Here is a 26538-nt window from a genome sequence, read left to right on the forward strand (position 1 = left end):
CGCCATGACGATGAAAGAATTTAAGATGCGGGTTGGCTAGATGATAGCCAGTCGCGTTTCGCGGCTACTATACCCAATCACCGCCACCTCGCCCAGCGATAGCCTCTCTCCTCGCGCTTTGCCTTGCGGACTCGTTAGCCGCCGGTTCGGTAATCGCCTCTCCCGATCTCGCTGCATGGAGCCAAGCGCCATCCATGCGTATAATGCTTGCCACATTCCTTCTAGCGGCGCCGCGAGCTTGTTTCGAGCAACGGTGGCGCCAGGCATCGTCGCCCGGAGCGTTACATGTTCGAAAGTCTCTCCAATCGTCTCTCGCAGACGCTCAAGTCGATCACCGGCCAGGCGCGTCTGACCGAAGACAACATCAAGGACACCCTGCGTGAAGTGCGCCGGGCGCTGCTGGAAGCGGACGTCGCGCTGCCGGTGGTCAAGGATTTCGTCGACCGCGTTCGCGAACGGGCGGTCGGGCAGGAGGTGTCGAAAAGCCTCTCGCCGGGTCAGCAGTTCGTCAAGATCGTCCAGCAGGAGCTGGAAGCGATCATGGGTCAGGCCAATGAATCGCTGACGCTGCGCGGTTCGCCCGCCGTGGTGCTGATGGCCGGTCTCCAGGGCGCGGGTAAGACCACGTCCGTGGCCAAGCTGGCCAAGTATCTGCGCGAGCGCGAGAACAAGAAGGTGTTGGTGGTCTCGGCCGACGTCTACCGCCCCGCGGCCATCGATCAGCTCGAGACGCTGGCGAAAGAAGTCGAGGTCGATTTCTTTCCGTCGACCAGCGCCCAACAGCCGGTGGCGATCGCCGAGGCGGCGATCAAGCACGCCAAGATCCAGTTCCATGACGTGGTGATCGTCGATACCGCCGGCCGACTCGCGGTGGACGAGGCGATGATGGCCGAAATCCAGGCGCTGAATCAGGCGATTCAGCCGCAGGAGACGCTGTTCGTCGTCGACGCCATGACCGGTCAGGATGCCGCCAATACCGCCAAGGCATTCAGTGATGCCCTGCCGCTGACCGGGGTGATCCTGACCAAGGCCGACGGTGACGCGCGTGGCGGTGCCGCCCTGTCGGTCCGTCATGTCACCGGCAAGCCGATCAAGTTCATGGGCATGGGCGAGAAGGTCGATGCTCTCGAACCCTTCCACCCCGATCGCGTGGCCTCGCGCATTCTCGGCATGGGCGACATGCTGTCGCTGATCGAGGAAGCCGAGCGCAACGTCGACAAGGGCAAGGCCGAACGCCTTGCCAAGAAGGTCAAGAAGGGCCAGGGCTTCGATCTCGAGGACTTCCGCGATCAGCTCCAGCAGCTCAAGAAGATGGGTGGCATGGGTGGGTTGATGTCCAAGATGCCGGGCATGGGGCAGATGGCGGATATGGCTCAGAACAAGGGCGCCGAGCAGGAGTTCGGCAAGCTCGAGACGCTGATCAACTCGATGACGCCTCAGGAACGTCGCAAGCCCGAGATCATCAATGGCTCGCGCAAGCGCCGTATCGCCACCGGCGCCGGCCTCCAGGTGCCGGATCTCAACCGTCTGCTCAAACAGCACAAGCAGATGCAGAAGATGATGAAGAAAGCCGGGCAGAAGGGCGGCATGCAAAAGATGATGCGCGGGATGTCCGGCATGATGGGCGGGGGTGGTTCCGGAGGCCCGGGCGGTCCTGGTGGCATGGGCGGTCCCGGGGGTATGGGTGGCATGGGCGGCGGCGGTTTTCCGCGCCGCTGAGGCTTGCGCTGGATCCGGCACCCGCTTCGGGTTCGACGCTTTCGCCGATCTCAACAAAAGGTTCCCAAGACGCGGCCTTTTCCGTAGAATGCTGCGTCTTCGTCTCGGGCTAGTGTTCGAGAAGACTTGATTTCGTGGCGTAACGATTAACTTAACCGAAGGATTATCAACGCAATGGTAACCATTCGTCTGGCACGTGGTGGCGCCAAGAAGCGTCCCTTCTATCACCTGACCGTCAGCGACTCTCGCGTTTCTCGCGACGGCCGCTTCATCGAGCGCGTCGGCTTCTTCAACCCGGTCGCTCGCGGCCAGGAAGAGCGTCTGCGCGTCGATCTGGACCGCGTCACCCACTGGCAGTCTCAGGGTGCGCAGGTCTCCGAGCGCGTCGCCGAGCTGGTCAAAGAAGCTCGCAAGGCTCAGGCCTGAGTTCGATCGTCATGCCGCAAGCGTCTCGCGAGCCCGATCAGGACAAGCCCAGTCTGGACAAATCCACGCAGGATAAGTCCACGCAGGGCAATGCCGAACAGGCTGACTCCAGGCAGGGCGAGGAGACGCAGCATGTGGTGCTGGGGCGTCTGACCAGTCCGCACGGTGTGAAAGGTTGGCTCAAGGTCTATTCGTACTCCAGCCCGGCCGAGGGCATCTTCGACTACCCGACATGGGTGCTGTCGATGCACGGCGAGCGCCAGACACGGCGCCTGCTCGATGCGCGGCCCCAGGGCAAGGGTCTGGTGGTACGACTGGAAGGTATCGACACCCGAGAGCTGGCCGAGCAGTGGGCCGGTGCCGAGGTGTTGATGGAGAAGACGGCGCTACCTGAACTGGATAGCGGCGAATATTACTGGCACCAGTTGGAAGGCCTCGAGGTTTCGACCCGTGATGGCGTCAAGCTGGGGCGAGTCGATCATCTGTTCGAGACCGGCGCCAACGATGTGCTGGTGATCAAACCCTCCGAGGGTAGCCTCGATGATCGAGAACGGTTGCTGCCGTTTTTGCCTGACGATGTGATCGTTCAGGTCGACCTCGGCGCGCAGTCCATGATCGTGGAGTGGGATCCGTCCTTCTGACCTCGGAAATCGAGGGGTTGGCGGCCGGCGGCCAGGAGAAGCGTACCGTGTGGATTGGTGTCGTCTCCCTGTTTCCGGAGATGTTCGAGGCCATTACCCGGCATGGCGTTACCGGACGTGCCGTGGAACGCGGGTTGCTGGAAATGGCTTTCTGGAACCCTCGGGATTACGCCTCGGATCGGCATCGCACTGTCGACGATCGCCCTTACGGCGGCGGCCCAGGCATGCTGATGAAGGTCGATACGTTGCGCGGTGCATTGGCCGACGCGCGTGCCGGCGCCGAAGCGGCCGGTCATCGGCCTCGCGTGATCTATCTCTCGCCTCAGGGGCGCAAGCTGGATCAGGCCGGGGCTCGCGAGCTGGCGTCGCGTGACGGATTGATCGTCGTGGCGGGGCGTTACGAAGGGATCGACGAGCGCGTTGTCGAGGCCGATATCGATGAAGAGTGGTCGATCGGCGACTACGTGCTCAGCGGCGGCGAGTTGCCGGCCATGGTGATGATCGATGCGCTGGCCCGCGAAGTGCCGGGCGTGCTGGGGCATGAAGCGTCGGCCAGCGAAGATTCGTTCGCCGATGGCCTGCTGGACTGCCCGCACTATACGCGGCCCGAAGTGATCGATGGTCACCGGGTGCCGGACGTGCTGCTCAGCGGCAATCACGAGTGGATTCGCCGCTGGCGACTGAAGCAATCTCTCGGGCGCACTTGGCTCAGGCGTCCGGATCTGTTGGAGAGCCGAACGTTGGATCGCGAACAGCGTCAGCTGCTCGATGAATTCATCGATGAACACGTCGCGGAAAGCACTGCCTCCCGCGACGGCGGTGCATGAGGCGCGATCGAATCGGCCTGTATGCGTCACCCACGAGTCCGATTCCGCCCCGACTCTCTTTTGGCGGGCGCCGGGATCACGAAACGTCCTCCAGGGATGTTTTTCAAACGAGGAGCAAGACATGAGTAGCAAGAGCAAGGTGATCCAGGCGCTCGAGAACGAGCAGATGAGCAAGGAAATCCCGCCGTTCGCGCCCGGCGATACCATCATCGTCCAGGTCAAGGTGGTGGAAGGGACTCGTGAACGTCTGCAGGCTTTCGAAGGCGTCGTTATTGGCAAGCGTAACCGCGGCCTCAACTCCGCTTTCACCGTGCGCAAGATTTCCCACGGTGTCGGCGTCGAGCGTACCTTCCAGACCTACAGCCCGCTGGTGGCCGGTATCGAAGTCAAGCGTCGCGGTGACGTGCGTCAGGCCAAGCTGTACTATCTGCGTGAGCGTAGCGGCAAGTCTGCGCGGATCAAGGAAAAGCTGGGCTGATCAGCGCACGCCGCTGATCCACGCGCTCCTGCTGATGCCGGAGCGTGTCTGGCAGGACCTACGGAAACCCCGCGAGCATCTCGGCTCGCGGGGTTTTCGCGTTATGATGGTACGCTTTCTGTCATCGTCATCCTCCTTCTTGTTCAGTCACTTTCCGTCCGGGAGCCGCATGAACGATCACGACCGACGCGATGCCTTCCTCGATGCGCTGTGGCTGGAGCGGGGTGTCAGCGAGCATACGCTAAGTGCCTATCGCCGCGATCTGACCGCGTGGATTGCCTATCTCGACGCGCAGAACGAACGACTGCTGGCGCCCGGCGATACTACGCTGAGCGACTTCGTCGAGACGTGTCGCGAGCGCTACCACGCACGCTCCATCGCCCGTCAGCTCTCCTGCCTGCGTCGCTTCTACCGCTGGGCGCTGGCAGAGAGTCTGATGCATTACGATCCGCTGGCGGAGATTCGGCCGCCGCGGGTGCAGCCGGGGTTGCCGTCGACGCTCGAAGAGGAGGATGTCGATCGGCTGCTCACGGCACCGGACGTCGAGACCGCGCTGGGCCTGCGTGATCGCGCCATGCTGGAAGTGCTTTATGCCTGCGGGCTGCGGGTCACGGAACTGGTGGAGCTGACCGTTGCCGCGGTCAATCTGCGCCAGGGCGTGGTACTGGTGCGCGGCAAGGGCGACAAGGAGCGTCTGGTCCCATTGGGCGAAGAGGCGCTGGCGTGGGTCGAGCGCTATCTGCGCCAGGGTCGTAACGAGCTGATGCATGACATCCGCCAGCCGCCGCTGTTTCCGGGGCGGCATGACGGTTTCATGACTCGCCAGACGTTCTGGTATCGTCTCAAGCACTACGCGCAGCTCGCGGCGATCGACAAACCGCTGTCTCCGCATACGCTGCGCCACGCCTTCGCCACGCATTTATTGAATCATGGGGCCAATTTGCGTGTCGTACAGTTACTGCTGGGTCACAGTGACCTATCGACCACGCAGATCTATACCCACGTGGCCCAGGCGCGGCTGGAAGCGCTGCACGCCCAACATCATCCAAGAGGTTGAACATGAGAAGTCGTTTACTGTCCGCCCTTGCCCTGGCGGGCCTTTCCCTGGCCTCCGCCGTGGCGTCCAGCGCGTTTGCCGAGCCTCCGGCCGATCTGGCCGACAAGCTCAATGCGCATAGCGGACAGCCGCTCCCGATCGAGGCTATCGACGATTCGCCGGTCCCGGGGCTGTATGAAGTGCGTCTGCGTGGCGGCAATACACTCTATTCCGACGCCGAAGGCCAGTACATGATCGTCGGCGATCTCTATCAGAACGCCGACGACGGGATGGTCAATCTCACCGAGCAGGCGGCCAACGAGCGCCGCCGGGCGCTGGTCGACGCCGTACCCGAGGACGCGCGCGTGGTCTACAAGCCGGCTGGCGAGGTCAAGGCCCGGCTCACCGTGTTCACCGATCCGACCTGCCCCTACTGCCACAAGCTGCACGCCGAGATGGCCCAGCTCAATGACATGGGCATCGAGGTCGACTATCTGGCCTTCCCGCGAATGGGCCCCAATTCGGATGCGGCGCGACAGCTGGCCGACGTGTGGTGTTCCGACAACCGGTCCGAGGCGATGAGCGCGGCGTTCCGTGGCGACAGCGTGAAGAGCTCTGCCAGCTGTGAAGCGCCGATCGCCTCCCAGTACCAGTTGGGGGTCGAATCGGGCATTCAGGGTACGCCCGCGATCATCTTCCCCGACGGCAGGATGGTGCCGGGTTACCTGCCGGCCAAACGCCTGGCGACGATGCTGAACGTGGATGCCGATGGCGATAGCTGATACCGGCCATGGCACGGCCCGCGCGCCAGCTTGACAAGGGCCGCCGGGGTTTCTACCGTGACCGCCCTTCAGGGCACTTTGTAAGTCGAGATCGATGGGGTCGAGATGGATACCGCAAGGCGTCTGGTGCCGTAACCGCGGTCACCGCCCCGGAGGGTGATGCGGCACGCACATATCAGCAGGGGAGAGCGACATCTTGGATCCGGTGAGAGTGGGTATCTGCGGGCTTGGTACCGTAGGCGGTGGCACCTTTGACGTTCTGACGCGCAACGCCGATGAAATCGCCCGGCGTGCGGGCCGGCCCATCGTCATCGAGCAGGTCGGTACCCGGCGTGACAACCCTGACTGCGATACGTCCGGCGTGAAGGTGACACGCGACATCTTCGAGGTCGCGCGCAATCCCGATATCGATGTGCTGGTCGAACTGATCGGGGGCTACGACGTCGCCCGCGAACTGGTGATGACGGCGATCGAGCACGGCAAGCACGTGGTCACCGCCAACAAGGCGCTGATCGCCGTCCACGGCAACGAGATATTCCACGCCGCCCACAAGAAGGGCGTCATCGTCGCCTTCGAAGCTGCCGTCGCCGGCGGCATTCCGGTGATCAAGTCGCTGCGCGAAGGCCTGGGTGCCAACCGGATCCAGTGGCTGGCCGGTATCATCAACGGCACCGGCAACTACATCCTGACCCATATGCGTGACGAAGGGCGAGCTTTCGATGACGTGCTCGCCGAGGCGCAGGCGCTGGGCTATGCCGAGGCCGACCCGACCTTCGACGTCGAAGGCATCGACGCCGCTCACAAGCTGACGATCCTGGCGTCCATCGCCTACGGCGTGCCGCTGCAGTTCGATCGCGCCTATACCGAGGGCATTGCGCGTATCACCGCCGATGACGTCGAGCAGGCCGACAATCTCGGCTATACCATCAAGCATCTGGGCATCACTCGTCGCGGCGAAAACGGTATCGAGCTGCGGGTCCATCCCACGCTGATCCCCAAGGAGCGGCTGCTGGCCAATGTACACGGGGTCAAGAACGCCATCGCCGTGATGGGCGATGCCGTCGGCCCGACCCTTTATTACGGCGCCGGCGCCGGTGCCGAACCCACGGCGTCGGCCGTCGTCGCCGATCTGTTGGACGTGGCGCGGAACATCGCCACGGCGCATAGTTATCGGGTGCCCTATCTCGCCTTCAGCGGCGTCAACGACGAGATCAACGCGCTGCCGATCCTGCCGATGGAAGAGATCGTCACGGCCTACTATCTGCGTCTGCTGGCCGTGGATCGCCCCGGTGTGCTGGCACGGGTCGCGACGATTCTCGCCGAGCAGGGCATCTCGATCGAAGCGATCATCCAGAAGGAAGCCACCGAGGGTGAGCTGGTGCCGATCATCCTGCTGACCCATCGGACGCGCGAGAAACATATGAACGAAGCGATCCGTCAGCTGGAATCGCTGGCCGATATTGCCGGTCCGGTAACGCGGATTCGGGTGGAGTCGCTGGACGAACAGGAATAACTTCAGTTCCGAGCCGTAAGCCGCGAGCGGGTTGTGCTCGAAGCCCGCAGCTCGAAGCTCGTCACTCACGGAGTGAAATATGCGTTATATCAGTACGCGCGGCCAGGCGCCGGCGCTGAATTTCGAGGAAGTGGTGTTGACCGGCATGGCCACCGACGGCGGGCTCTACGTCCCCGAGACGGTGCCGCAGCTGTCGCATGAAGAGCTGGCCTCGATGGCCGGGCTCTCCTACGCCGAGATCGCCTTTCGAGTGATGAAGCCGTTCGTCGGCGGCGAGATCGACGACGAGACGTTCCGCGGGCTGGTCCGCGACGCCTACGCCACCTTCAGTCACGATGCCATCGTGCCGCTCAATCAGCTCGACGCCAACCACTTCCTGCTCGAGCTGTTCCACGGCCCGACGCTGGCGTTCAAGGACGTCGCGCTGCAGCTGCTGGGTCGGATCCTCGATCATTTTCTGGCCAAGCGCGGCGAGCGTGCGGTGATCATGGGTGCCACCTCCGGCGATACCGGGTCGGCGGCGATCGAGGGCTGTCGCCACTGCGATCATCTCGACATCTTCATCTTGCATCCGCATAACCGGGTTTCCGAAGTGCAGCGGCGCCAGATGACTACGGTGCTGGCGGACAACGTCTTCAATATCGCCATCGAGGGCAACTTCGATGACGCCCAGGCGATGGTCAAGGCGAGCTTCGCCAATCAGGGCTTCCTGAACGGGGAGCGGCTGGTGGCGGTCAATTCGATCAACTGGGCGCGCATCATGGCCCAGATCGTCTACTACGTCGCCGCTGGAGTGGCGCTGGGCGCGCCGCACCGCGAAGTCAGCTTCTGCGTGCCGTCGGCCAACTTCGGTAATCTCTTCGCCGGCTACATGGCGTACCAGATGGGACTGCCGGTCAAGCAGTTCATCATTGCTACCAATGCCAACGACATCCTGCACCGCACGCTGGCCGACAACGACTTCTCCAAGCGCGAGCTGGCAGCGACGCTGGCGCCGTCGATGGATATCGTGGTGTCGTCGAACTTCGAGCGGCTGCTGTTCGACGCCTACGATCGCGATGGCGACGCCGTGCGGGAGCTGCTGGAACGCTTCCAGAGCGAACCAGCGGTGCTGGCCGAAGCGCCGCTGGCTAAGCTGCGCGAAAAGTTCTCGAGCTTCAGTGTCGACGACGACACCATTCTCGAAGCCATTCGCGATGCGCGTCATCGCACCAAGGAACTGCTCGATCCGCATACCTCCACCGGCTACCTGGCTGCACAGCGCGCGCGAGCCGACGCCACCACGCCGATGATCACCCTGGCCACGGCGCATCCGGCCAAGTTTGCCGAAGCCGTGGTCAAGGCGGGCTTCTCCGGCGTGCCGCTGCCAGCGCACATGGCCGACCTGCTCGAGCGCGAAGAGCGCTACAGTGTACTGCCTGCCGAGCTGAAAGCCGTGCAGGCGTTCGTCGCCGACAACCGGCGCTGAGCCGAAGCGCACGGTGCGACACGTCGTATGGGACGGCAGGGAGAGAACGAGTCATGTTGAAGATCTGGGGACGGGCGAACTCCACCAACGTCAAGAAGGTGTTGTGGTGTGCCGCTGAGCTGGAGCTGCCCTTCGAACGAATCGATGCGGGCGGCGCCTATGGCGTGATCAACGAACCTGCCTATCGGGCCATGAACCCTAACGGTCTGATCCCTTGTATCCAGGACGACGACTTCGTGCTTTGGGAATCCAACGCGATCGTGCGCTATTTATGCGCCAAATATGGTCGCGACTCTCTGCATGCCGGGGACCCCGCCGCACGTGCCGAAGCCGACAAGTGGATGGACTGGACGACATCGTCACTGGCATCGCCCTTCAGGGATGTGTTCTGGAATACGGTGCGCCTGCCGGTCGAGCAGCGGGACGGCAAGGCTGTCGAAAAAGGGCTTGCCGCCTGCGGCGCGCTACTCGGCATGGCAGACCGGACATTGTCTGGACAGCCTTTTTTATCGGGGCCGGAGTGGGGGATGGGGGATATCCCGCTGGGCTGCTTCGTCTACGCGTGGTTCAAGATGGATATCGCGCGTCCTGACCTGCCGCATCTGGCAGCGTGGTACACGCGCCTGCAGTCGCGCCCGGCCTATCGCGAGCACGTCATGATCGCACTCACCTGAGTTCTAGATGCCTGTTTTTTCAACTTCTCCCGATGTGATTCGCGACCATTCCCGCCGTCGCATTCAGCCGCGCCCCCGCGACGAAGACGTCTATCGGCGCGGGCTGGACGGCGGGCTGAGCGAGCTTCAGGCGCGGATTCTCGCCGGCCGCCTTCACGGCCACGATGGCCCGCTCGAGGCGCTGACCGCACCGGCGCTGCGCTACCTCAACCACCCCGAGCAGCTCTGCGACGCTCGTCGGGGTGCCGAACGCATCGCGCGGGCGGTGAGCGAGGGCGAGCACATCGGCATTCTCACCGACTACGATGTCGACGGGATCACCTCGCACGTGGTGATGCTGCGTTCAATGACCGAGCTGTTCGGCGTGCCATCCGCGAAACTGCACAGCCTGATCGGCCATCGTATCAACGACGGTTACGGCATCAGCCTGCCGCTGGTCGAGCGCACCCTGGCGCTGAAGCCGCAGCCGAGTCTGGTGATCACCGCCGATTGCGGCTCTTCCGACGAGCCGCGTATCGCCCGCCTGCGTGAAGCGGGGATCGACGTGGTCGTCACCGATCACCACGCGCTGCCGATCGAAGGCCCGCCGGCTTCCGCCTATGCCACCATCAATCCCACCCGCTCGGACTGCGGCTATCCCGACAAGACCATCGCCGGCTGCATGGTGGCGTGGCTCGTGATGTCGCTGACTCGTGCGGTGCTGGTCGAGCAGGGCGTGCTGTCGCCGTCGACGCCCAAACTCTCGCCGTGGCTCTCCTACGTGGCGCTGGGCACGGTGGCCGACTGCGTGTCGCTGGGGGCGAGTGCCGCCAACCGCGCCGTGGTGACCTATGGGTTACGCCTGATCAACCGCATGGAGTCGGCCTGCTGGCGGGTCATGGCGGAGCGTCTGGGCGCCGATAGCGTGCCGTTCAACGCCGAGACGCTGGCCTTTCAGATGGGCCCGCGCATCAACGCCCGTTCGCGACTGGATGATCCCTACGCCGCGCTGCACTACATGATGGCGGTGGAGGACGGCGTCGCGCGTCGGCATCTTCAGGTACTCGACGACGACAACCAGGCCCGCAAGGCGCTCGAGGCCGACATGGTCGAGAGCGCCCGCGTACTGGCCCAGCCGCAGCTGGCGGATGACCTGCCGGCACTGGTGATCCATCTGCCGGAAGGGCACGCCGGCGTGCAGGGGATCGTTGCCTCTCGGCTGGTGCAGTCCTACGGTCGCCCCGCGCTGGTGCTGACGCCGGCCACCGCCCCGGACATGCTGACCGGCTCCGGCCGCTCGATCGAGGCGCTGCACTTGCGTGACGCGCTGCAGCGGGTTCATGACCTCGCGCCATCGAGTCTGCCGCGTTTCGGCGGCCACCGGGGGGCCGCCGGCGTGGGCGTTCCCGTTGCCGAGCTGGAAGCCTTCCGCCGCGCCTTTCTGCAAGCCGTCAAAGAGCAGCTTGGCGAGCGCGAGCTGTTCCCGGTGGTTTGGACCGATGGCGAATTGGCGGCTTCACAGCTGACGCTGACAACGCTGGATGAACTCGAAACGCTGGCGCCCTACGGGCGCGAATTCGAGGCGCCGCTGTTCGAGGCCGAATTCCTGATCGAGCAGCTGCGGCCGGTCGGTGCCGAGGGCAATCATCTGATGCTCGAACTCTCCTGCGGAGCGGTGGTGAATCGAGCGATCTGGTTCCGAGCGCTCAACCCGGGCGAAGCCGCGCCAATTTCGCTGGGCGATCGGGTGCGCTGCGCCTTCAAGCTTTCCCGCAATCGCTGGAAGGGTCGCGAATCGCTGCAGCTTATGGTCGAGCACGCCGAGCGCCTGACTTCCTAAACTCTCGATCCGCTCGCTTTTAATCCCAGTTCCTGCCCTGCATTCCTGCCGCGACGACCTCGGTGCTTTCCCGTGATGCCGACGCTCTCTTCTGAGTCGCGTTGACGATATAATTTCGACGAACGCCGCCCTCGGCCTCACTGGAGTTCCGAGGCGGCGTTCGTTCAGGCGCCACAAGCGCCGTCTCTGAATTCGGCTGCCTATCCGGCAGTGACAAGACAACAAGGATTGCCCGATGGAAACGACGCACCGCCACCGTTCCTATGAGGATGTGCTGGCCATTTTACTGGGGGCGTCCTGTGCCGCCCTGGGCCTGGCGCTCTACCATCACGCCGAGATCCTGATCGGCAGCACGGCCGGCATCGCGCTGTTGGTAACCTATGTCACCGGCTGGAGTTTCGGGCTAGTCTTTTTCGTCATCAACCTGCCGTTCTACTGGCTCGCCTGGCGACGCGTCGGGCACCAGTTCACGCTCAAGACCTTCGGTGCAGTGGCGCTGCTGTCGTGGATTTCCTGGATGCTGCCGAGCTGGCTGGAGATCGGCGAAGTCGATCCATTGTTTGCGGCGCTGGCCGGGGGCAGTCTGATCGGGCTGGGCGTGCTGTTCCTGTTCCGCCACCGCGGCAGCCTCGGCGGTTTCAACATTCTGGCCGTCTATCTGCAGGACCGTTTCGGATGGCCGGCCGGCAAGGTCCAGATGGGGCTGGACGGCTTGATCATGCTGGCAGCATTTTTCGTGCTGCCGGCAACCAACGTGGTCTATTCGATCATCGGCACCGTGGTGCTGGGGGCGATTCTCACCATCAATCACCGCCCGGGGCTCTACGCGGGGGTCAGCCAGAGTTGAAGAGGGTGCCGGATTGGCCCCGTCAGGGCCGCCCCGCTCAATAATTGGGCCACAGACCCGGCGAGACCAGTTCGAGCAAGTGGCCGTCCGGATCGCGGAAGTAGAGGCTCACGCTGCCTTTCGGCCAGCGGGTTCGACCTTCGATCTCGACGCTTTGATCGGCGAGATGCGTCTCCCAGGCTTCGAGGCTATCGGCGGGAATCGCCAGCGCCAGGTGCTGACGGCCCTCGCCGTCATGGGGTGGAATCGTACCCATGTCATCCGGCAGGAATACCGTCTCGTCGGTCTGACCCCGCTGAAATACCAGCAGCATGGTGTTGCCGGTGGGGTAGGCGGTGAAACGCTCGTCTTCGAGGTGCGCGGTCAGACCCAGCACGCGAGCGAAGAATTCGCGGGTTCGGGACATGTCCCGGGTATACAGAACGCTTTCAATGACGCCGCCCAGCGGGGGCGCCTGGTTTGATGATGCCATCGTTGCTCCTTGGGGGTTTGACGCTCTCGTCCGTTCGATCAGCCGCGCAGCCAGAACCACCAAACGATGAACACGATCACGGCGAGGCCCAAGGTGTTGAGCAGGAGTGTCATGCCGGTGCTTCCTCTGCTGGGATCTCGGATTTCGAGTGGCGGCCGCTGTCCGGTCGAAACAGGCGCAGCCGGTTGGCATTGCTGACCACCGTGACCGAGGAGAGCGACATCGCCAGCGCCGCGATCATCGGCGACAGCAGCATGCCGGTGAACGGGTAGAGTATCCCGGCGGCAATCGGGATGCCCAACGCGTTGTAGCCGAAGGCCCCCCACAGATTCTGCTTGATGTTGGTTAGTGTGGCGCGACTGATGGCGATGGCGTCACCGACGCCGTGCAGCGAGTTGCGCATCAGCGTCATGCCGGCACTCTCGATGGCGATATCGGTGCCCTGACCGATGGCGAAGCCGACGTCGGCCTGAGCCAGCGCCGGGGCGTCGTTGATGCCGTCGCCGGCCATCCCGACCCGCTCGCCGCGGTTTTGCAGCTCGATGATGGCCTGTTGCTTGTCGCCCGGCTTCAGTTCGGCGCGGACTTCGTCGATGCCCGCTTCCCGTGCGATGGCTTCGGCGGCGGCACGATTGTCGCCGCTCAGCATTACCACCTTTAGCCCTTCGGCCTGCAAGCGCGATATCGCCGCGCGGCTGTCCGGGCGCAGCGCATCGCGAACACCGAAGAGGGCCGCCAGCTCGCCGCCGATGGCGAGATAGATCACGCTGGTGGCCTGCGCCTGCCACTTATCGGCATCGGCTGCTGCGGGGGCGGTGTCGATGTCGTGCTCGTTCATCAGCGTAGCGTTACCCAGCAACACCTGGCTGCCGTCATCCAGCGCGGCGCTGACGCCTCGCCCGGTCAGGCTTCGGAAATTACGGATCGTCACATCATCCGGGGGATTGCCGACGTGCGCCATCAATGCATCGGCCAGCGGGTGCTCCGAACCGCGCTCCATGGCGGCTACTACCGCGCCGATACGCGCTTCCTGCTGCCAGTAGCGGCTGTCGGTAACGCGCGGCTTGCCCTCGGTCAGGGTGCCGGTCTTGTCGACCACCAGGGTAGTCAACTGGCTGGCGGTCTGCAGCGCTTCGCCGTCGCGAATCAGAATGCCGTACTCGGCGGCCTTGCCGATGCCGATCATGGTCGAGATCGGTGTCGCCAGGCCCAGGGCGCAGGGGCAGGCGACGATCAGCACGGTGGTCGCCGCTACCAGCATGTGCACGAGTTGCGGCGCCGGGCCGAAGTTCCACCAGATCAGCGCGGTGACGACAGCGGCGATCATCACGCTGGGCACGAAGATCGCCGACACCCGGTCTGCCAGCGCGCCGATCGGCGGCCGCGACTCCTGGGCGCGGGAGACCTGATCGACGATACGCCCCAACCGGGTGTCGTCGCCGACATGGCTCGTTCGATAGACGAGGCTTCCCTTGCCGTTGACGGTACCCGCGCTGACCCGATTTCCGGCCGCCTTGCGTATCGGCGCCGGTTCGCCGGTGAGCATCGACTCGTCCACGTAGCTTTCGCCGTCTTCGACTTCGCCGTCGACCGGCAGACGCTCGCCGGGACGTACGCGGATGCGATCGTTCACCTGTACCTGATCGATCTCGATGTCGCGCTCTTGTCCACCACGGATTACCCGGGCCGTCTTGCTCTGCAGATCGAGCAACCGGGAGAGCGCCTGACTGGTACGGCCTCGGGCCCGCAGCTCCAGCGTCTGGCCGATGCCGATCAGACCGACGATCATCAGCGAGGCTTCGAAATAGAGATGGCGAGAGCCTTCGGGAATCGCGGTCGGGAAGAGCAGTACGGCCATCGAGTAGAGCCACGCCGAGGCGCTACCCAGGGCGATCAGCGTGTCCATGTTGGCCTGATGGTGGCGGAACGCTTTCCAGGCGCCGCCGAAAAAACGACGGCCAGCCGTCGCCAGTACGCCCAGCGTGGCCAGTCCCAGCAGCAGCCAGATCCAGCGTTCCCCGCCGGCGAGCTGCGGGGTATGCACGAACATCGCCAACATCATCGGCACGCCCAGCGCCAGGCTGATGGCGGATTCGATGGCGTGGCGACGGGCCAGGCGGGAAGCGTTCTGCTGGCGCTTGGCGGAGGCCTCGCGCAGATCCTCGATTGGCGAGGCGCCGTAGCCGGCGCTTTCGACCGCGGCAATCAGATCGGCGGTGCCTGCCTGGCCGCTGACCTGGGCCGTCTCGCTGGCGAAGTTGACCTGGGCATGCTGCACGCCAGGCGTGTTCGACAGCGCTTTTTGTACTGCGTTGACGCAGCCGGCACAGGTCATGCCGCTGATCGACAGGCGTTGCAGCTGACCGACCTCTCTAGCCGATCCCGTCGCGTCCGATTCGGCGTCAGGCTCAACTCCGGCCTCGACCGGAGCCGTGTCTGCCGTCCCGGTGTCTTCCTCGCGCGCCCTCTCGACCGGGGGATAACCGGCTTCGGCCAGAACCTGGGCGAGCCGATCCTGTGACAGCGTGCTGATGACGTGAAGGCGATGCTGATCCGGTTCGCCGCTGACTTCGGCCTGGGCATCCTCGGCTCGAATGGCCGCGCGCATGCGTTTAACGCAGCCCTGGCAGTGCATGGCGTCGACGCGATACTGGTAGCGGTTCATGAACTCTTCCTTGCCGGGGCGCGGCAGTCGTCACCACTTTCCGGCGCCTGCTCGATCAGCCGGCAGATGCTATGGCCGTCGGGGGTGCCATCCGGCAGCCGCGACCAGTCGTTCATGGCACGCTCCATGCGCTCCGCCAGAGCCTGAAGTTCGCGAATCCTGGCATGGATCTGCGGCAGACGCGCGGCCAGCAGGTCGCGCACCAACGGGCAGGGAGAGTCGCCCTGATCGGCCTGCGCGAGAATGTCGGCGATCTCCTTGAGACTGAAGCCCAGCGTTCTGGCGCGCTGAATGAAACACAGCCGCTCTAGGTCCCGCTGATCGAACAGCTGATAGCCGTTGTCCGGATCGCGCTGAGGCTTCAGCAGCGCTAGGCGGGTGTAGTGACGCACCGTCTCGGCGGTGACCCCGGCGGCCCTGGCCAGTTCGGTTACCTTCATCTGATGTCCTCGCTGATCCACTGATAACGTCAGTCTAAAACCCAGGTGTTGCCCAAAGGTCAAGCGTCGCCGTCACCGGTTTCGCTTGGCCTGTCAGGGATATAGCGTTTGGTCTTACGACTAAAGAAATCTCTAAAAAGCGATTAAAACGACCGTTTGCGCATTGACGCTAAACCGGCATTCCGTCAAAACGGATATCGAAAAAGTCGGGTCTTTCCATCCCGGAAACGACTCAGAGAATAAGGGAATGACCGACCGCATTATCAGGCCGAACTGACGCCGCGGCGGCTTCCTGGGTCCAGGGGAACCAATCATGATTATTCGTTATCACCGTCTGACATTGGCCATCGCCTTAGCGAGCATTGCGACATCGGGACAGGTTTTCGCCGGGTCGTTCCAGTTGCAGGAGCAGAGCGTCAGCGGTCAGGGCACGTCCTGGGCCGGGCGAGCTTCCAACGTACAGGATGCTTCGATCGTCTACGGTAACCCGGCGGGGATGTCCTTCCTCGATCGTGCCCAGATTACGGCTGGTGCCAACCTCATCGATGCCAGCGCCGACATCGACGAGGCCAGCGGCACTCAGCCGGCGGTAACCGGTGTCGGTCCGGGCGGGCCGGTGATCGGCGCCGTGCCTTCCAGCGGAAGTAACGACGGCGACATGATCCCGCACAAGGCGATCCCGTTCGGTTACTACGTACAGCCGATCAATGACCGCTGGACCTTCGGCCTCGGCGCCTATGTGCCGTTCGGTCTGGTCACCGATTACGACAACGATTTTCAGGGCCGCTATTTCGGCAACTATAGTGAAGTCGAAGTCGTCACCGTTCAGCCAACGCTCTCCTACCGTTTCAACGATCAATTCGCGATCGGTGTCGGCGTGACCTGGAACCATATCAACGGCGAACTCGAGAGCAAGACGCCCAATCCGCTGCCGGCCGCTCTGGGCGGCACTGGTGACGGCACCGTCAACGTCGAGGGTGACGACGACGCCTGGGGATACAATATTGGCATGATCTACAAGCCAGTCGAGTCGACGACGCTCGGTCTGACCTATCACTCGAAGGTCGATTTCGATCTCGACGGTGACGTCGATTACGACAATATCTTCAATAGCGCCAATCCGCTGGCCGGGCCCATCAATACCAGTGCCGATGCGGGTCTGGCGATCACGCTGCCGGAAACGATCGATCTTTCCCTGACACACGAGCTCGACGATCGCTGGACGCTGATGGCCGGCGCGAGCTACATCCGCTGGAGTCGTTTCGACGAAATCAAGGTGAATGTCGGGCCCGGCGCGCCAACAGGCGACATCGTGGAAGAGCAGGATTACGACGATGTGTGGCAGTATCGCGCGGGTCTTTCCTACCGCGTCAATCCGCAGTGGCTCCTGCGTACAGGCATTGGCTACGACGAATCGCCGATCAACGACGAGCATCGTAGTCCGCGCGTGCCCTCGGCAGATCGGACGCTGGTTTCCATCGGTGCCGGCTGGACGCCGATCGACGACCTGACCATCGATGCGGCCTACAGCTATATCTGGGAAGATCGGGCGGATGTCGATCTGCAGGACCCCAACGGCACTTCCTACCGCGCCGAGTACGACAATACCCTTAATCTGTTCGGTCTACAGGCGACCTATCGCTTCTGATGTCACGTCAGTCTCGGCAATCATACGACCCCGGCCCAGGCCGGGGTTTTGGCGTTACTGCGCTATGTCAGGGTCGAGTCATGAATAGCGCTTGGTGCACTGGTGGTCGATTGATAGAAATCTAGAAGTCGCGAGCTGCGACAAAGATGCATAAATATCGATAGCTGTTTCAAAATCACTACACAATAAAGTAATAAGCCACTCGACCGCCCTCCCTGAAGAATAAGAAGGTGAGATACTCAATTGACTTCGGGTCAATCTTGGCTCTTGTCTTTCCGATTCTTCCATCCCATGGCTCAGGAGGCTATCGATGGCATCGTCCGTGAACTCAGACCAGGGTGTTAAGTCGCTGGAAAAGACGGGTTCCAATGCTGGCGCCACCGAGTGGCTTGCCACCCTGGTGAAAGCCGTCGCGGCAGGAAAGTCGGAAGGCAAGGAGAGCGGCAAAGCCAAGGGAACCGGTGGCAAGGATGACGCAGAAGAGGTCTCGGGAGATTCGGATCTGAGTGTCGACGAGATTCGCAAGAAGTACGACATTCCCGATTTCTCCGACGACGGGCTGCTGGAGGTCAAGGTCGGTGACGACAAGACCGTGGGCGAGAAAGCCGCCGAGGATTTCATCAACGGTATCCGCGACGACGTGAAGAGTGGAAAACTCGCCGAGGATTCGGATGAAGCGAAACTGGTCGATCTGATCGACGCTCAGGGCGCCACCGAAAACGGCTACGATCTCTACGGCTACGTCGAGCTGATGGAGTCTGGCGGCTCGACCTACCGCCAAACCCAGACGGACCCGACGCACCTTACGGGCGATGACGCCAAGGCGATCATCGACGAAGACGAGTTGGCCAAACAGATTTCCGGCCTGATGCAGAAGGAAGGTATCAGCAAGCGTTACGACGATGCCCTGCAAGGCGCGATCGAGAGCATCCCCGAGGATACCAGGACGGATATCGCCGACAGGGTGGACAAGGCGCTATTCGAGCCCGACAGCAAGGACCCCAATCCGGGCTTCGAAGACTACGTCATCGCCATGAAGGAGAAGGCGGAGGCAACGGACGATGAAGAACTGACAGATAAGCTCCAGGATGAGGTCGACAACTACTTCGAAGCGCTACAGGCGCTGGAGCCGGATAGCTATAAGGATCGGAAGCAGACTTTCGATCAAAACATGATGACGCACCAGTTGGACTCCTACATGGAGAACCCCGACTCGGTAGATGCCGAAAACGCCAGCATTGGTCTGCGGGATACGATCGATATCGTGCAGGCCGGCGTTAACAGCACGCTTCAGAGTCTCGACAAGTCCGACAAGTCCTATAACGCCTATCAGACGCTGAACAAGGATCTGGAGTCCTTCAAGCAGTCACTACCCAATCTGTCACCGGAAGGTCATAAACAGCTGGCCAAGGCGCTGCAGTTGGCGACCGAAGTCACCAATCGTCCTGGGATCAACCAGAACGAGAAGAACAAACTGTTCCAGTCGGTCATCAATGACAACCTGAAATCGCTGCCCGAGGCGGAAAGAGGGACCTTCAAGAAGCTGCTCGATTCGGCAAGCTCCACCGGCACGTTGGGCGCGATGAGTGGCACGATGAGCCTGATCAGTGGCGGCATGCAGATTTCCAACGGCGGCTGGGACGACATGTCCACGGACGAGCGCGTCGCCGCGGTCAGGGATCTGGTCGGTGCGCTGAGTTTCGGCAACGATTTCGCTCGATTCGGCTCGAACCTCATCGAGCAACTGTCGGGCAAGGTCGATGTGCCCGGCGTCGAGGGGGGAGTCCCCCGAGCGCAGGCGACCTCGTGGCTGGGCCTTCTGGGCGACAATTTCCCGGATATCTGGAGATCGGGTGCCGACGCCAAGGCTGACCTGTTCTCCGAGGCGATCAGTACCCGAGTCAACAAGGCCTCCGAGAATCTGGGCAATCAGGGGATCCCGCTGGATGATCTCGACGAGAACGGGCGCAAGAATTTCGAGAAGCTGGCGGAAAACCTGGGCAATCAGATGATCGACACGGGGTCTCGCACCTCGGGCGGGGATATCGCCAAGAATGCCGGGCGTTCGTTCCTTCGCTTCATGGGGGGCGCCGGACTGGATATCACCGGTGGCGTCATGGACCTCGTCAGCGGCGTCAAGAAGCTCAAGGATGCCGACACCGCGCTGGAAAGAGCAGGGGCCGGCCTTCAGATCGGGCTCGGTGCTTCCGGCACCGGCATGGCGATCGCCAATACGGTGTCGATGTTCGCCCCCAGCGGGAGCAATCTGGCCGCCAATATCGGCGGAATCGGTACCCGCGTGATGAGCGGTGTGTTCATGGGGGCGCGGGTGGCTGGACCGGTACTGGGTGTCGTCGGCACTATTTTCGGTATCGCCGGGACGCTGATCGCCGAGGCGATCAACCACAAGAAGCTACAGAAGCTGACCGACTCCCAGGGGCAGTTCTTCAAGGATCTCTCCGAGTACGGCGTGACCGAGGAGGACTGGGGCGACAAGCTCGAGTTCGCCCGCTACGAGTCCTACATGTATGGCGGGCGCGACTCGCCCGACGATCAGTCGATCTTCGAGTATCAGGCCGACGAATGGGAACACTTCCAGAACACCGAGGGCGAGAAGGGCAGCTCGTTGCCGCGCCTGGCGCCTCATCTACACAAGGACGGCGACCCGGACGAGAAAAATCTCTGGGAAAAACATCTGGATGGCGGCACCACGCGACAGAACGGCAAGGACAGCTACTACAAAACCGATGACTGGCGTCCCTGGGGCGATACGGACACGGAAATACTGGATCCTGCGGACGAATCCGGTCTGCCCCGATATGGCGATAGTGGCGGCGCGGGCACCTTCAGCGACTTCAGAGAGGATATCGACCGGGTCGATATTGGTTCCATCGAGCTCGTTGACGATGGCCGCGTCGTGTTCGTGAAAGATGGCGTCAGGCAGATTATCGACCCCGAGGCCGGCGACAGTCACTCGGACAAGGAGACTCGCACCGAGATCATCGACTACCTCAAGGGGCTCTACGATCTCGCGCATCCAGACGGGGAGAGAAGTCAGCAGCGTATCGACGAGATGGATAGCGTGTTCGCCCAGACCGATCGCTACAACGATGTCGATGCCATCGGCAATTACATCGAGGCGGAAGACCCCGCCGCCTGGGACGAAAAGCCTGATGTCGTCAATATCTTCGGCGACAAGGGGAGCCCGGGTAATTTCGGAGATTTCAAGGAGGATATGGACAAGGTCGATGTGGCCTCCATCCGGGTGTTCGACAATGGCGAAGTCTACTTCAAGAAGTCGGGAACCTGGTACGTGCTTACGCCGAACGCCAACAGCAAGATCGACGGCGAGTTCGACAAGTTCACCGGCTACCTCAAGGAGCTTTACGACATCACCCACGATGATGGCGTGCTGAACAAGCGTCTCGCGGCGCAGGTCGACGAGCTGTTCGGAAGTACCGACGATTACAACGATCTCGACGACCTCAAGAAGTTTCTTGATATCGCCTGAGCCTAATGGATGTCCTGACAACGATCGAAGGTGGAAGCTCCGCCGTGCCTCCATGAGCCATTGGCGAGGCGGATAAAAAAAGCCGCTGCGCAGGGCAACGGCAATCGATCGAAGAAACCATGTTACGAGATGCCTTCGGGCCTCTTTTCGGCAGAGTGTGTCCATGGAGCACTCCTGCCGGAGTGTTCCATGTACGTGGGATCAGAAGTTGTAGCGTACCAGCAGGTCGGTCTCGTCGTTGCTGTAGTCACTGTCGTCGACGTTTTTCGAGTCGTCGAACTTCTGTTCGAGCGCGAGGATCAGATTGTCGTCGAACAGCATCCACGCCGCGCCGGCGAGATAGAACGCGTTGCGGGCATCGGAGTCGCGATCTTCCAGCCGGTTGAGACCGGTATAGAGCTGCACCGTGCCGGGAACCTGACCCTTGACGTTGTAGAGCGCGACACCCTCGTAACCCCGCGCCTCGTCGACGATCCCGTCGCCGTTTTCGACTCCGCTGAAGTCGCCGTCACGAACCAGGTTGTGATATTCCCCGGCGGTCAGCGCGAAATACCAGTTCCCGGGCGTCCAGCGCGCGCCGAGCAGGGCGGCATCGACATTTTCGTCGGTGTTGTCGCCATCACGGAGTTCGCCATCGATATCGCTATGGGTGTAGGTCAAGCCCAGCGACAGATCATCGCGCGGTTGGTAGACCGCCGCACCCTGGGCGGTGTATTTCCGATCCAGGCCGGTGAGGTTGCCGCTATAGCCCACGGAGCTGGGAACGTCGTCTCTCGAAGTCTGATAGAGCACACCCAGTGTCCAGTCTCCCCAGCTGTTCTTGTAGGAGATGGCATTATCGGGCCGGCCGTTGCCATCGAAGCCGCCATCGCTGGAAGCGCCGCTGAACGAACCCTGCGCTGTCGCCCCGTTGTACCAGAACCAGTCGGTCCAGACGCCCACCATGTCGTACCACAGTGAGTACTGCTTGCCGACCAGAATGGTGCCGTAATCGTCATGGCTGACGCCGGCATAGAGCAGTCGCTTGTAGTGTGCATCTTCGCCGTTCTCGTAGAAGGGATCGAAGCCCCACTCGGCGCGGGCGATCGATGACCAGCCGCCCTTGAAGTTGTGTTCATGAATCAGACGAATACGTGACCCGGCATTGGTCGGATCGTGATCGTCATGCACGTCATCGACGAAGCTGCTTCCCGCCGCGATACGGCCACTGAAGGTCACTTTGTCCTGGGTGGTTTCGTACAGCGTCAAGGCCAGTGCGGATTGACTGGCCACAAGCGTCCCGGTGGCGACGATACCCGCCAAGAAAGTTTTATTCATGGTAATGACTCTTACTGACTGTTTTTGTAGAAAGTGGTCATTCGTTTTATAAACCGGAGTCCACTGGATTTATAAAAAGGTCCACGGGATTTATAAAAAGGTCGACTCGATTGATAAAAGCGCCACTTGATTGATGATCCGTGATCGCTCGAGCGATTAGTTGTTATCGGTGGCCTGACTATCGGCGAACTCTTCGAGCGACAGCTGCCGATCACTATCGACGTCAGCGGTACCGAAGGCACCCATCAGGTCCGAATTCGAGCGCGCTTCGCTGACATCGATGACGCCGTCGCCATTGCTGTCGAGCGAGTTGAATTGCTCGACCACCGCTGGCGGTAAGCTCATTTCCAGCTTGCCACGATCGAAACTGCCAGCACCGTCACCCGCCGGGGTGTAGTTCTGACAACCTGCCAATGCCACGACGGCGGCGGTGGTGAAGAGTCCTGTTGTTATGGACTTCATGTTCAAGAACATCTTGAGCTCCCTTGCAGGAGTGGGTTTTGGGGCTATTCCCCGCTTTTTAGCCGCAAGCGCCCTAAGCAGACGCCGTGAGGCGCCTGCGGCCAAATCTATTATTATTGGATAGAGAAGGGCGCTAGGCCGCTTCGCTTTCCAGAAACGCCGCCTTGAGCAGCGCCTGGGTATAGGCCTCTTTGGGCTGACTGAAGATCATCTCCGTCGAGCCCTGTTCGATGACGCGACCTTCTTTCATCACCAGCACATCATCGGAGAGCGCGCGAACGACCGACAGATCGTGGCTGATGAACAGATAGGTCAGGCCGTGCTTCTTCTGCAGGTCCCGCAGCAGATCGATGACGCGCACCTGCACCGAGCGATCGAGCGCCGAGGTCGGCTCGTCGAGCAGCAGCAGCTCGGGTTTGAGGATCAGCGCGCGGGCGATGGCAATGCGCTGGCGCTGGCCGCCGGAGAATTCGTGCGGATAGCGATTACGCATCGACGGATCCAGCGCGACCTCCTCGAGTGCCGCGATGACCTCGGCCTCGCGCTGGCGACGATTCAGCTCGGGATGGTGAACCTTGAGGCCTTCGCTGATGATGTCGCCTACCGTCATGCGCGGAGAGAGCGAGCCGAAGGGATCCTGGAACACCACCTGCAGGCGCGAGCGCAGCGGGCGCATCCCGGATTTGTCGAGCCCGGAGATGTCGGCCTCTTCGAAGCGGATTTCACCTTCGGATTTCAGCAGCCGCAGCAGGGCGCGGCCGAGCGTGGACTTGCCGGAACCGGACTCGCCGACGATACCCAGCGTCTGCCCGCGGCGAATCGACAGGTCGATACCCCGCACGGCCTCGAAGTACTCGTTCTTGCCGAACAGACGCTTCTTGAGCGCGAAGCGCACCTTGACGTCTTGCCCGCTCAGCAGTACCGGCGAATCCGCCGGCGCGGGCTCCTTGCGTCCGCGCGGAATCGCGTCCAGCAGCATGCGGGTGTATTCGTGCTGAGGGTTGTCGAAGACATCGAGCGTGCGGCCGCTCTCGACCACTTCGCCGTAGCGCATCACCGCGACGTGATCGGCGAAGTGCCGAACGATGCTCAAGTCATGGGTGATGAACAGAATCGCCATGCCGTATTTGGCCTGCAGCGACTTGAGCAGCTCGAGAATCTGCGCCTGTACGGTAACGTCCAGCGCCGTGGTCGGTTCGTCGGCGATCAACAGCTTGGGCTCGCCGGCCAGGGCCATGGCGATCATCACGCGTTGTCGCTGACCGCCGGAGAGCTCGTAGGGGTAGCTGTCGATGCGTCGTTCCGGCTCGGGAATGCCGACCTGATTCAACAGCTCGAGCACGCGCTGGCGGTTGGCCTTGCCCTTGAGCTGCTTGTGACGGATCAGCACTTCACCGATCTGGCGGCCGATGCGATGCAGCGGGTTGAGCGAGGTCATCGGCTCCTGAAAGATCATCGAGATATCGTTGCCGCGAACCCGGCGCATGCGCTTGGGCGTAACCTCCAGCAGGTTCTCGCCGTTGAAGCGGATCGCACCGCTGGTCTCGGCAAGCTCCGGCAGCAGACGCATGGCGGCGGTCGATGTCACCGACTTGCCGGAGCCGGATTCGCCCACCAGCGCCAGCGTCTCGCCTTCGGCGATGGAGAAGCTGACGTCCTTGACCGCCGTCACCGGGCCATTGGGCAGCTGGAAAGTGACGCTGAGCTTGTCGATTTCGAGCAGAGATTGAGTCATCGATATGTCCTCAGCGCGTGCGGGGGTCGAGGGCATCTCGCAGCCCATCGCCCAGGAAGTTGAGACAGAAAAGCGTGAGCGCGAGGAAGATCGACGGTACCAGCAGCATCCACGGCGCACTCTCCATCATGTCGACGCCTTCGGAGATCAGTACGCCCCAACTGGTCAGCGGTTCCTGCACGCCGAGGCCCAGGAACGACAGGAAGCTCTCGAGCAGGATCACCTTGGGCACGGTCAGGGTGACGTAGATGATCACCGGGCCGATGGCGTTGGGAATCAGATGGCGGGTGACGATCTTGGTGTCGCGCACGCCCAGCGCATGGGCGGCCTCGATGAATTCCCGCCGCTTCAGTGCCAGCGTCTGGCCGCGCACGATGCGTGCCATGTCGAGCCACTCCACCGCCCCGATGGCGGCGTAGATCAGGAAGATGTTGCGCCCGAACACCACCATCAACAGGATCACCAGGAACATGAACGGCAGCGAATACATGATATCGACGAAACGCATCATGTAGTTGTCGACGCGGCCGCCCAGATAGCCCGAGATCGCGCCGTAGAGTACGCCGATCACCAGACTGACGAACGACGCGACCAGTGCCACCGATAGCGAGACGCGTCCGCCGTAGAGCACGCGGGTGAGCAGATCGCGACCGTTGGCGTCGGTGCCGAGATAATGCGCGTTTTCCAGCGTGGGGCCTGTGCCGAAAGCATTCCAGTCGACCTCGGCGAGTCCCCATGGCAGCAGCCACGGACCGACGATACACACCACGATGATGGCGATCAGCAGACCGAGGCTGAGCATGGCAGCCCGGTTTTGAGAGAGCCGTCGCCAGGCATCCTTGGCCAGGCTTTCACCAATAGGGGCAGCGCCTACCGGGGCGACGTCGGCTTCCGGCTCCGGAGAGCGGGGCGGATTGGGGCCGCCGGCGGGCAGCGGCGCACCGTGGGCCTGTTCGCCGCTGTAGGGCTTGGTGTCACTGGTCATCAGCGGCCTCCCCGGGTTGTAAGCATGAATGAAGTTGTGGATCGGTCTTTTTCATGGTCGTTTAGTTGTCATGGTCGATTCGTTGTCATGGCGTCGTTGTTGTAATGAATCAGTCGTCATAGCGAATCTGCGGATCGAGCGCGGAGTAGAGCAGGTCGACGATCAGGTTCATCAACACGATCAGCACGCCGTAGAAGACCACGGTGCCCATCACCAGGGTGTAATCGCGGTTGAGGGCGCCCTGGACGAAATAGCGGCCGATACCGGGGATGCCGAAGATCTGCTCGATCACCACCGAGCCGGTGATGATCCCGGCGATGGCCGGACCGAGATAGGACATCACCGGCAGCAGGGCGGGACGAATCGCATGGCGCCAGAGCACCTCGCCCTCGTTGAGACCCTTGGCCCGGGCGGTGCGGATGAAGTGGCTACCCAGCACCTCGATCATGCTGGCGCGCATCATCCGGGCGATATAGGCGATCTGCTGGATCGACAGTGCTACCACCGGCAGTACCAGATTGGGCAGGGCGCCGCCGTTCCAGCCGCCCGCCGGCAGCCAGCCCAGCAGCACGCCGAACACCAGCGCGAAGATGGGTGCCAGCACGAAGTTGGGCACCGCGATACCGGTCAGCGCCGTCCCCATGACCACGTAATCGACGGTCGAGTTGCGTTTGATCGCCGCCGCGATGCCCAGCGGCAGCCCGACAATCAGTGCGAGTAGAATCGCCAGCCCCCCGATTTCCAGACTGACCGGGAACCCCTGCATGATCAGTTCGGTGACCGAGAAGTCCTTGTATTTGAACGACGGCCCGAAATCGCCCTGCAGCAGATTGCCCATGTAGCGCAGATACTGCATCGGCAGCGGCTCGTCGAGGTGATACGCCGCCATCAGGTTGGCTTCGATCTCCGGCGGCAGCTGGCGCTCGCCGTCGAACGGCCCGCCCGGCGCCACCCGCATCAGGAAGAACGAGATCGTGATCACGATCAGCAACGTGGGGATCGCCTGCAACAGGCGCTTGAGGGTGTAGATCAGCATGCGGAATCACCTGAGCCGGAACGCAGCGGCGTATTAG

At 62.3% G+C, this 26538-nt stretch carries 22 protein-coding genes; 14 read left to right on the top strand and 8 right to left on the bottom strand.

Going from position 1 to position 26538, the window contains the following annotated elements; genetic code table 11:
* The first annotated feature begins 285 nt into the window (after positions 1-285).
* The 12 genes from ffh to BTW08_RS01715 all read left to right on the top strand — a co-directional run bounded on the left by ffh (position 286) and on the right by BTW08_RS01715 (position 12230).
* Positions 286-1719: a signal recognition particle protein gene (gene ffh, locus BTW08_RS01660; protein ID WP_075560778.1), complete on the top strand. Its 1434-nt coding sequence runs from the start codon at positions 286-288 to the stop codon at positions 1717-1719.
* A 174-nt stretch (positions 1720-1893) separates the two neighbouring features.
* Complete coding sequence (gene rpsP / locus BTW08_RS01665) at positions 1894-2145, top strand: 30S ribosomal protein S16 (protein ID WP_075560779.1); 252 nt, start codon at positions 1894-1896, stop codon at positions 2143-2145.
* Between the two features lie 11 nt (positions 2146-2156).
* Positions 2157-2786, top strand: a complete 630-nt coding sequence (gene rimM / locus BTW08_RS01670) for a ribosome maturation factor RimM (protein ID WP_083627623.1) — start codon at positions 2157-2159, stop codon at positions 2784-2786.
* A 47-nt stretch (positions 2787-2833) separates the two neighbouring features.
* The gene (trmD, locus tag BTW08_RS01675; protein ID WP_075560852.1) at positions 2834-3613 is read left to right on the top strand and encodes a tRNA (guanosine(37)-N1)-methyltransferase TrmD; all 780 of its coding nucleotides are present in this window, start codon (positions 2834-2836) and stop codon (positions 3611-3613) included.
* 121 nt (positions 3614-3734) lie between these two features.
* Positions 3735-4091, top strand: a complete 357-nt coding sequence (gene rplS / locus BTW08_RS01680; RefSeq protein ID WP_075560780.1) for a 50S ribosomal protein L19 — start codon at positions 3735-3737, stop codon at positions 4089-4091.
* A 169-nt stretch (positions 4092-4260) separates the two neighbouring features.
* Positions 4261-5148 (top strand): site-specific tyrosine recombinase XerD, encoded by an 888-nt coding sequence (gene xerD, locus BTW08_RS01685; RefSeq protein WP_075560781.1) that lies wholly within the window; start codon positions 4261-4263, stop codon positions 5146-5148.
* A 2-nt stretch (positions 5149-5150) separates the two neighbouring features.
* Positions 5151-5909, top strand: a complete 759-nt coding sequence (locus BTW08_RS01690; protein WP_075560782.1) for a DsbC family protein — start codon at positions 5151-5153, stop codon at positions 5907-5909.
* A 196-nt stretch (positions 5910-6105) separates the two neighbouring features.
* Entirely contained in the window at positions 6106-7422 is a 1317-nt protein-coding gene (locus BTW08_RS01695) for a homoserine dehydrogenase (RefSeq protein WP_075560783.1), read from the top strand.
* A 79-nt stretch (positions 7423-7501) separates the two neighbouring features.
* Entirely contained in the window at positions 7502-8890 is a 1389-nt protein-coding gene (thrC, locus tag BTW08_RS01700; RefSeq protein WP_075560784.1) for a threonine synthase, read from the top strand.
* Positions 8891-8943: 53 nt separating this feature from the next.
* A complete protein-coding gene (locus tag BTW08_RS01705) occupies positions 8944-9564 on the top strand; it encodes a glutathione S-transferase (protein ID WP_075560785.1) in 621 nt (206 codons plus the stop codon).
* Positions 9565-9571: 7 nt separating this feature from the next.
* Positions 9572-11383, top strand: a complete 1812-nt coding sequence (locus BTW08_RS01710) for a DHH family phosphoesterase (protein ID WP_075560786.1) — start codon at positions 9572-9574, stop codon at positions 11381-11383.
* 235 nt (positions 11384-11618) lie between these two features.
* Positions 11619-12230 (top strand): YitT family protein, encoded by a 612-nt coding sequence (locus BTW08_RS01715; RefSeq protein WP_075560787.1) that lies wholly within the window; start codon positions 11619-11621, stop codon positions 12228-12230.
* A 37-nt stretch (positions 12231-12267) separates the two neighbouring features.
* Here the strand turns inward: BTW08_RS01715 and BTW08_RS01720 are convergent, their stop codons facing one another.
* From BTW08_RS01720 to BTW08_RS01730, 3 genes are all read right to left on the bottom strand, one after another.
* Positions 12268-12702 carry a VOC family protein gene (locus tag BTW08_RS01720; protein WP_075560788.1) on the bottom strand — a complete coding sequence of 145 codons (435 nt, stop codon included), beginning with the start codon at positions 12700-12702 and terminating at the stop codon, positions 12268-12270.
* Positions 12703-12811: 109 nt separating this feature from the next.
* Positions 12812-15367 (bottom strand): heavy metal translocating P-type ATPase, encoded by a 2556-nt coding sequence (locus tag BTW08_RS01725; protein WP_075560789.1) that lies wholly within the window; start codon positions 15365-15367, stop codon positions 12812-12814.
* The gene (locus BTW08_RS01730) at positions 15364-15807 is read right to left on the bottom strand and encodes a MerR family transcriptional regulator (RefSeq protein WP_075560790.1); all 444 of its coding nucleotides are present in this window, start codon (positions 15805-15807) and stop codon (positions 15364-15366) included. Before BTW08_RS01730 ends, BTW08_RS01725 begins: the two co-directional genes overlap by 4 nt.
* A gap of 313 nt (positions 15808-16120) precedes the next feature.
* Here BTW08_RS01730 and BTW08_RS01735 point away from each other — a divergent pair, with 313 nt between their 5' ends.
* Positions 16121-17455 (top strand): outer membrane protein transport protein, encoded by a 1335-nt coding sequence (locus BTW08_RS01735; protein ID WP_075560791.1) that lies wholly within the window; start codon positions 16121-16123, stop codon positions 17453-17455.
* Positions 17456-17765: 310 nt separating this feature from the next.
* A complete protein-coding gene (locus BTW08_RS01740; protein ID WP_075560792.1) occupies positions 17766-20966 on the top strand; it encodes a hypothetical protein in 3201 nt (1066 codons plus the stop codon).
* A gap of 201 nt (positions 20967-21167) precedes the next feature.
* On the opposite strand, the gene BTW08_RS01745 is transcribed toward BTW08_RS01740, so the two are convergent.
* From BTW08_RS01745 to oppB, 5 genes are all read right to left on the bottom strand, one after another.
* The gene (locus BTW08_RS01745) at positions 21168-22283 is read right to left on the bottom strand and encodes a porin (protein WP_075560793.1); all 1116 of its coding nucleotides are present in this window, start codon (positions 22281-22283) and stop codon (positions 21168-21170) included.
* Positions 22284-22439: 156 nt separating this feature from the next.
* Positions 22440-22745, bottom strand: a complete 306-nt coding sequence (locus BTW08_RS01750; protein ID WP_139313555.1) for a hypothetical protein — start codon at positions 22743-22745, stop codon at positions 22440-22442.
* A gap of 133 nt (positions 22746-22878) precedes the next feature.
* Positions 22879-24480, bottom strand: a complete 1602-nt coding sequence (locus tag BTW08_RS01755) for an ABC transporter ATP-binding protein (protein ID WP_075560795.1) — start codon at positions 24478-24480, stop codon at positions 22879-22881.
* Positions 24481-24490: 10 nt separating this feature from the next.
* Positions 24491-25465 carry an ABC transporter permease subunit gene (locus BTW08_RS01760; protein ID WP_083627624.1) on the bottom strand — a complete coding sequence of 325 codons (975 nt, stop codon included), beginning with the start codon at positions 25463-25465 and terminating at the stop codon, positions 24491-24493.
* Positions 25466-25574: 109 nt separating this feature from the next.
* On the bottom strand, positions 25575-26501 hold the full coding sequence (oppB, locus tag BTW08_RS01765; RefSeq protein ID WP_075560796.1) for an oligopeptide ABC transporter permease OppB: 927 nt from the start codon (positions 26499-26501) through the stop codon (positions 25575-25577).
* Between the last annotated feature and the right edge of the window lie 37 nt (positions 26502-26538).

It is taken from the genome of Salinicola sp. MH3R3-1 (assembly GCF_001937155.1).
Lineage (GTDB): Bacteria > Pseudomonadota > Gammaproteobacteria > Pseudomonadales > Halomonadaceae > Salinicola > Salinicola halophyticus.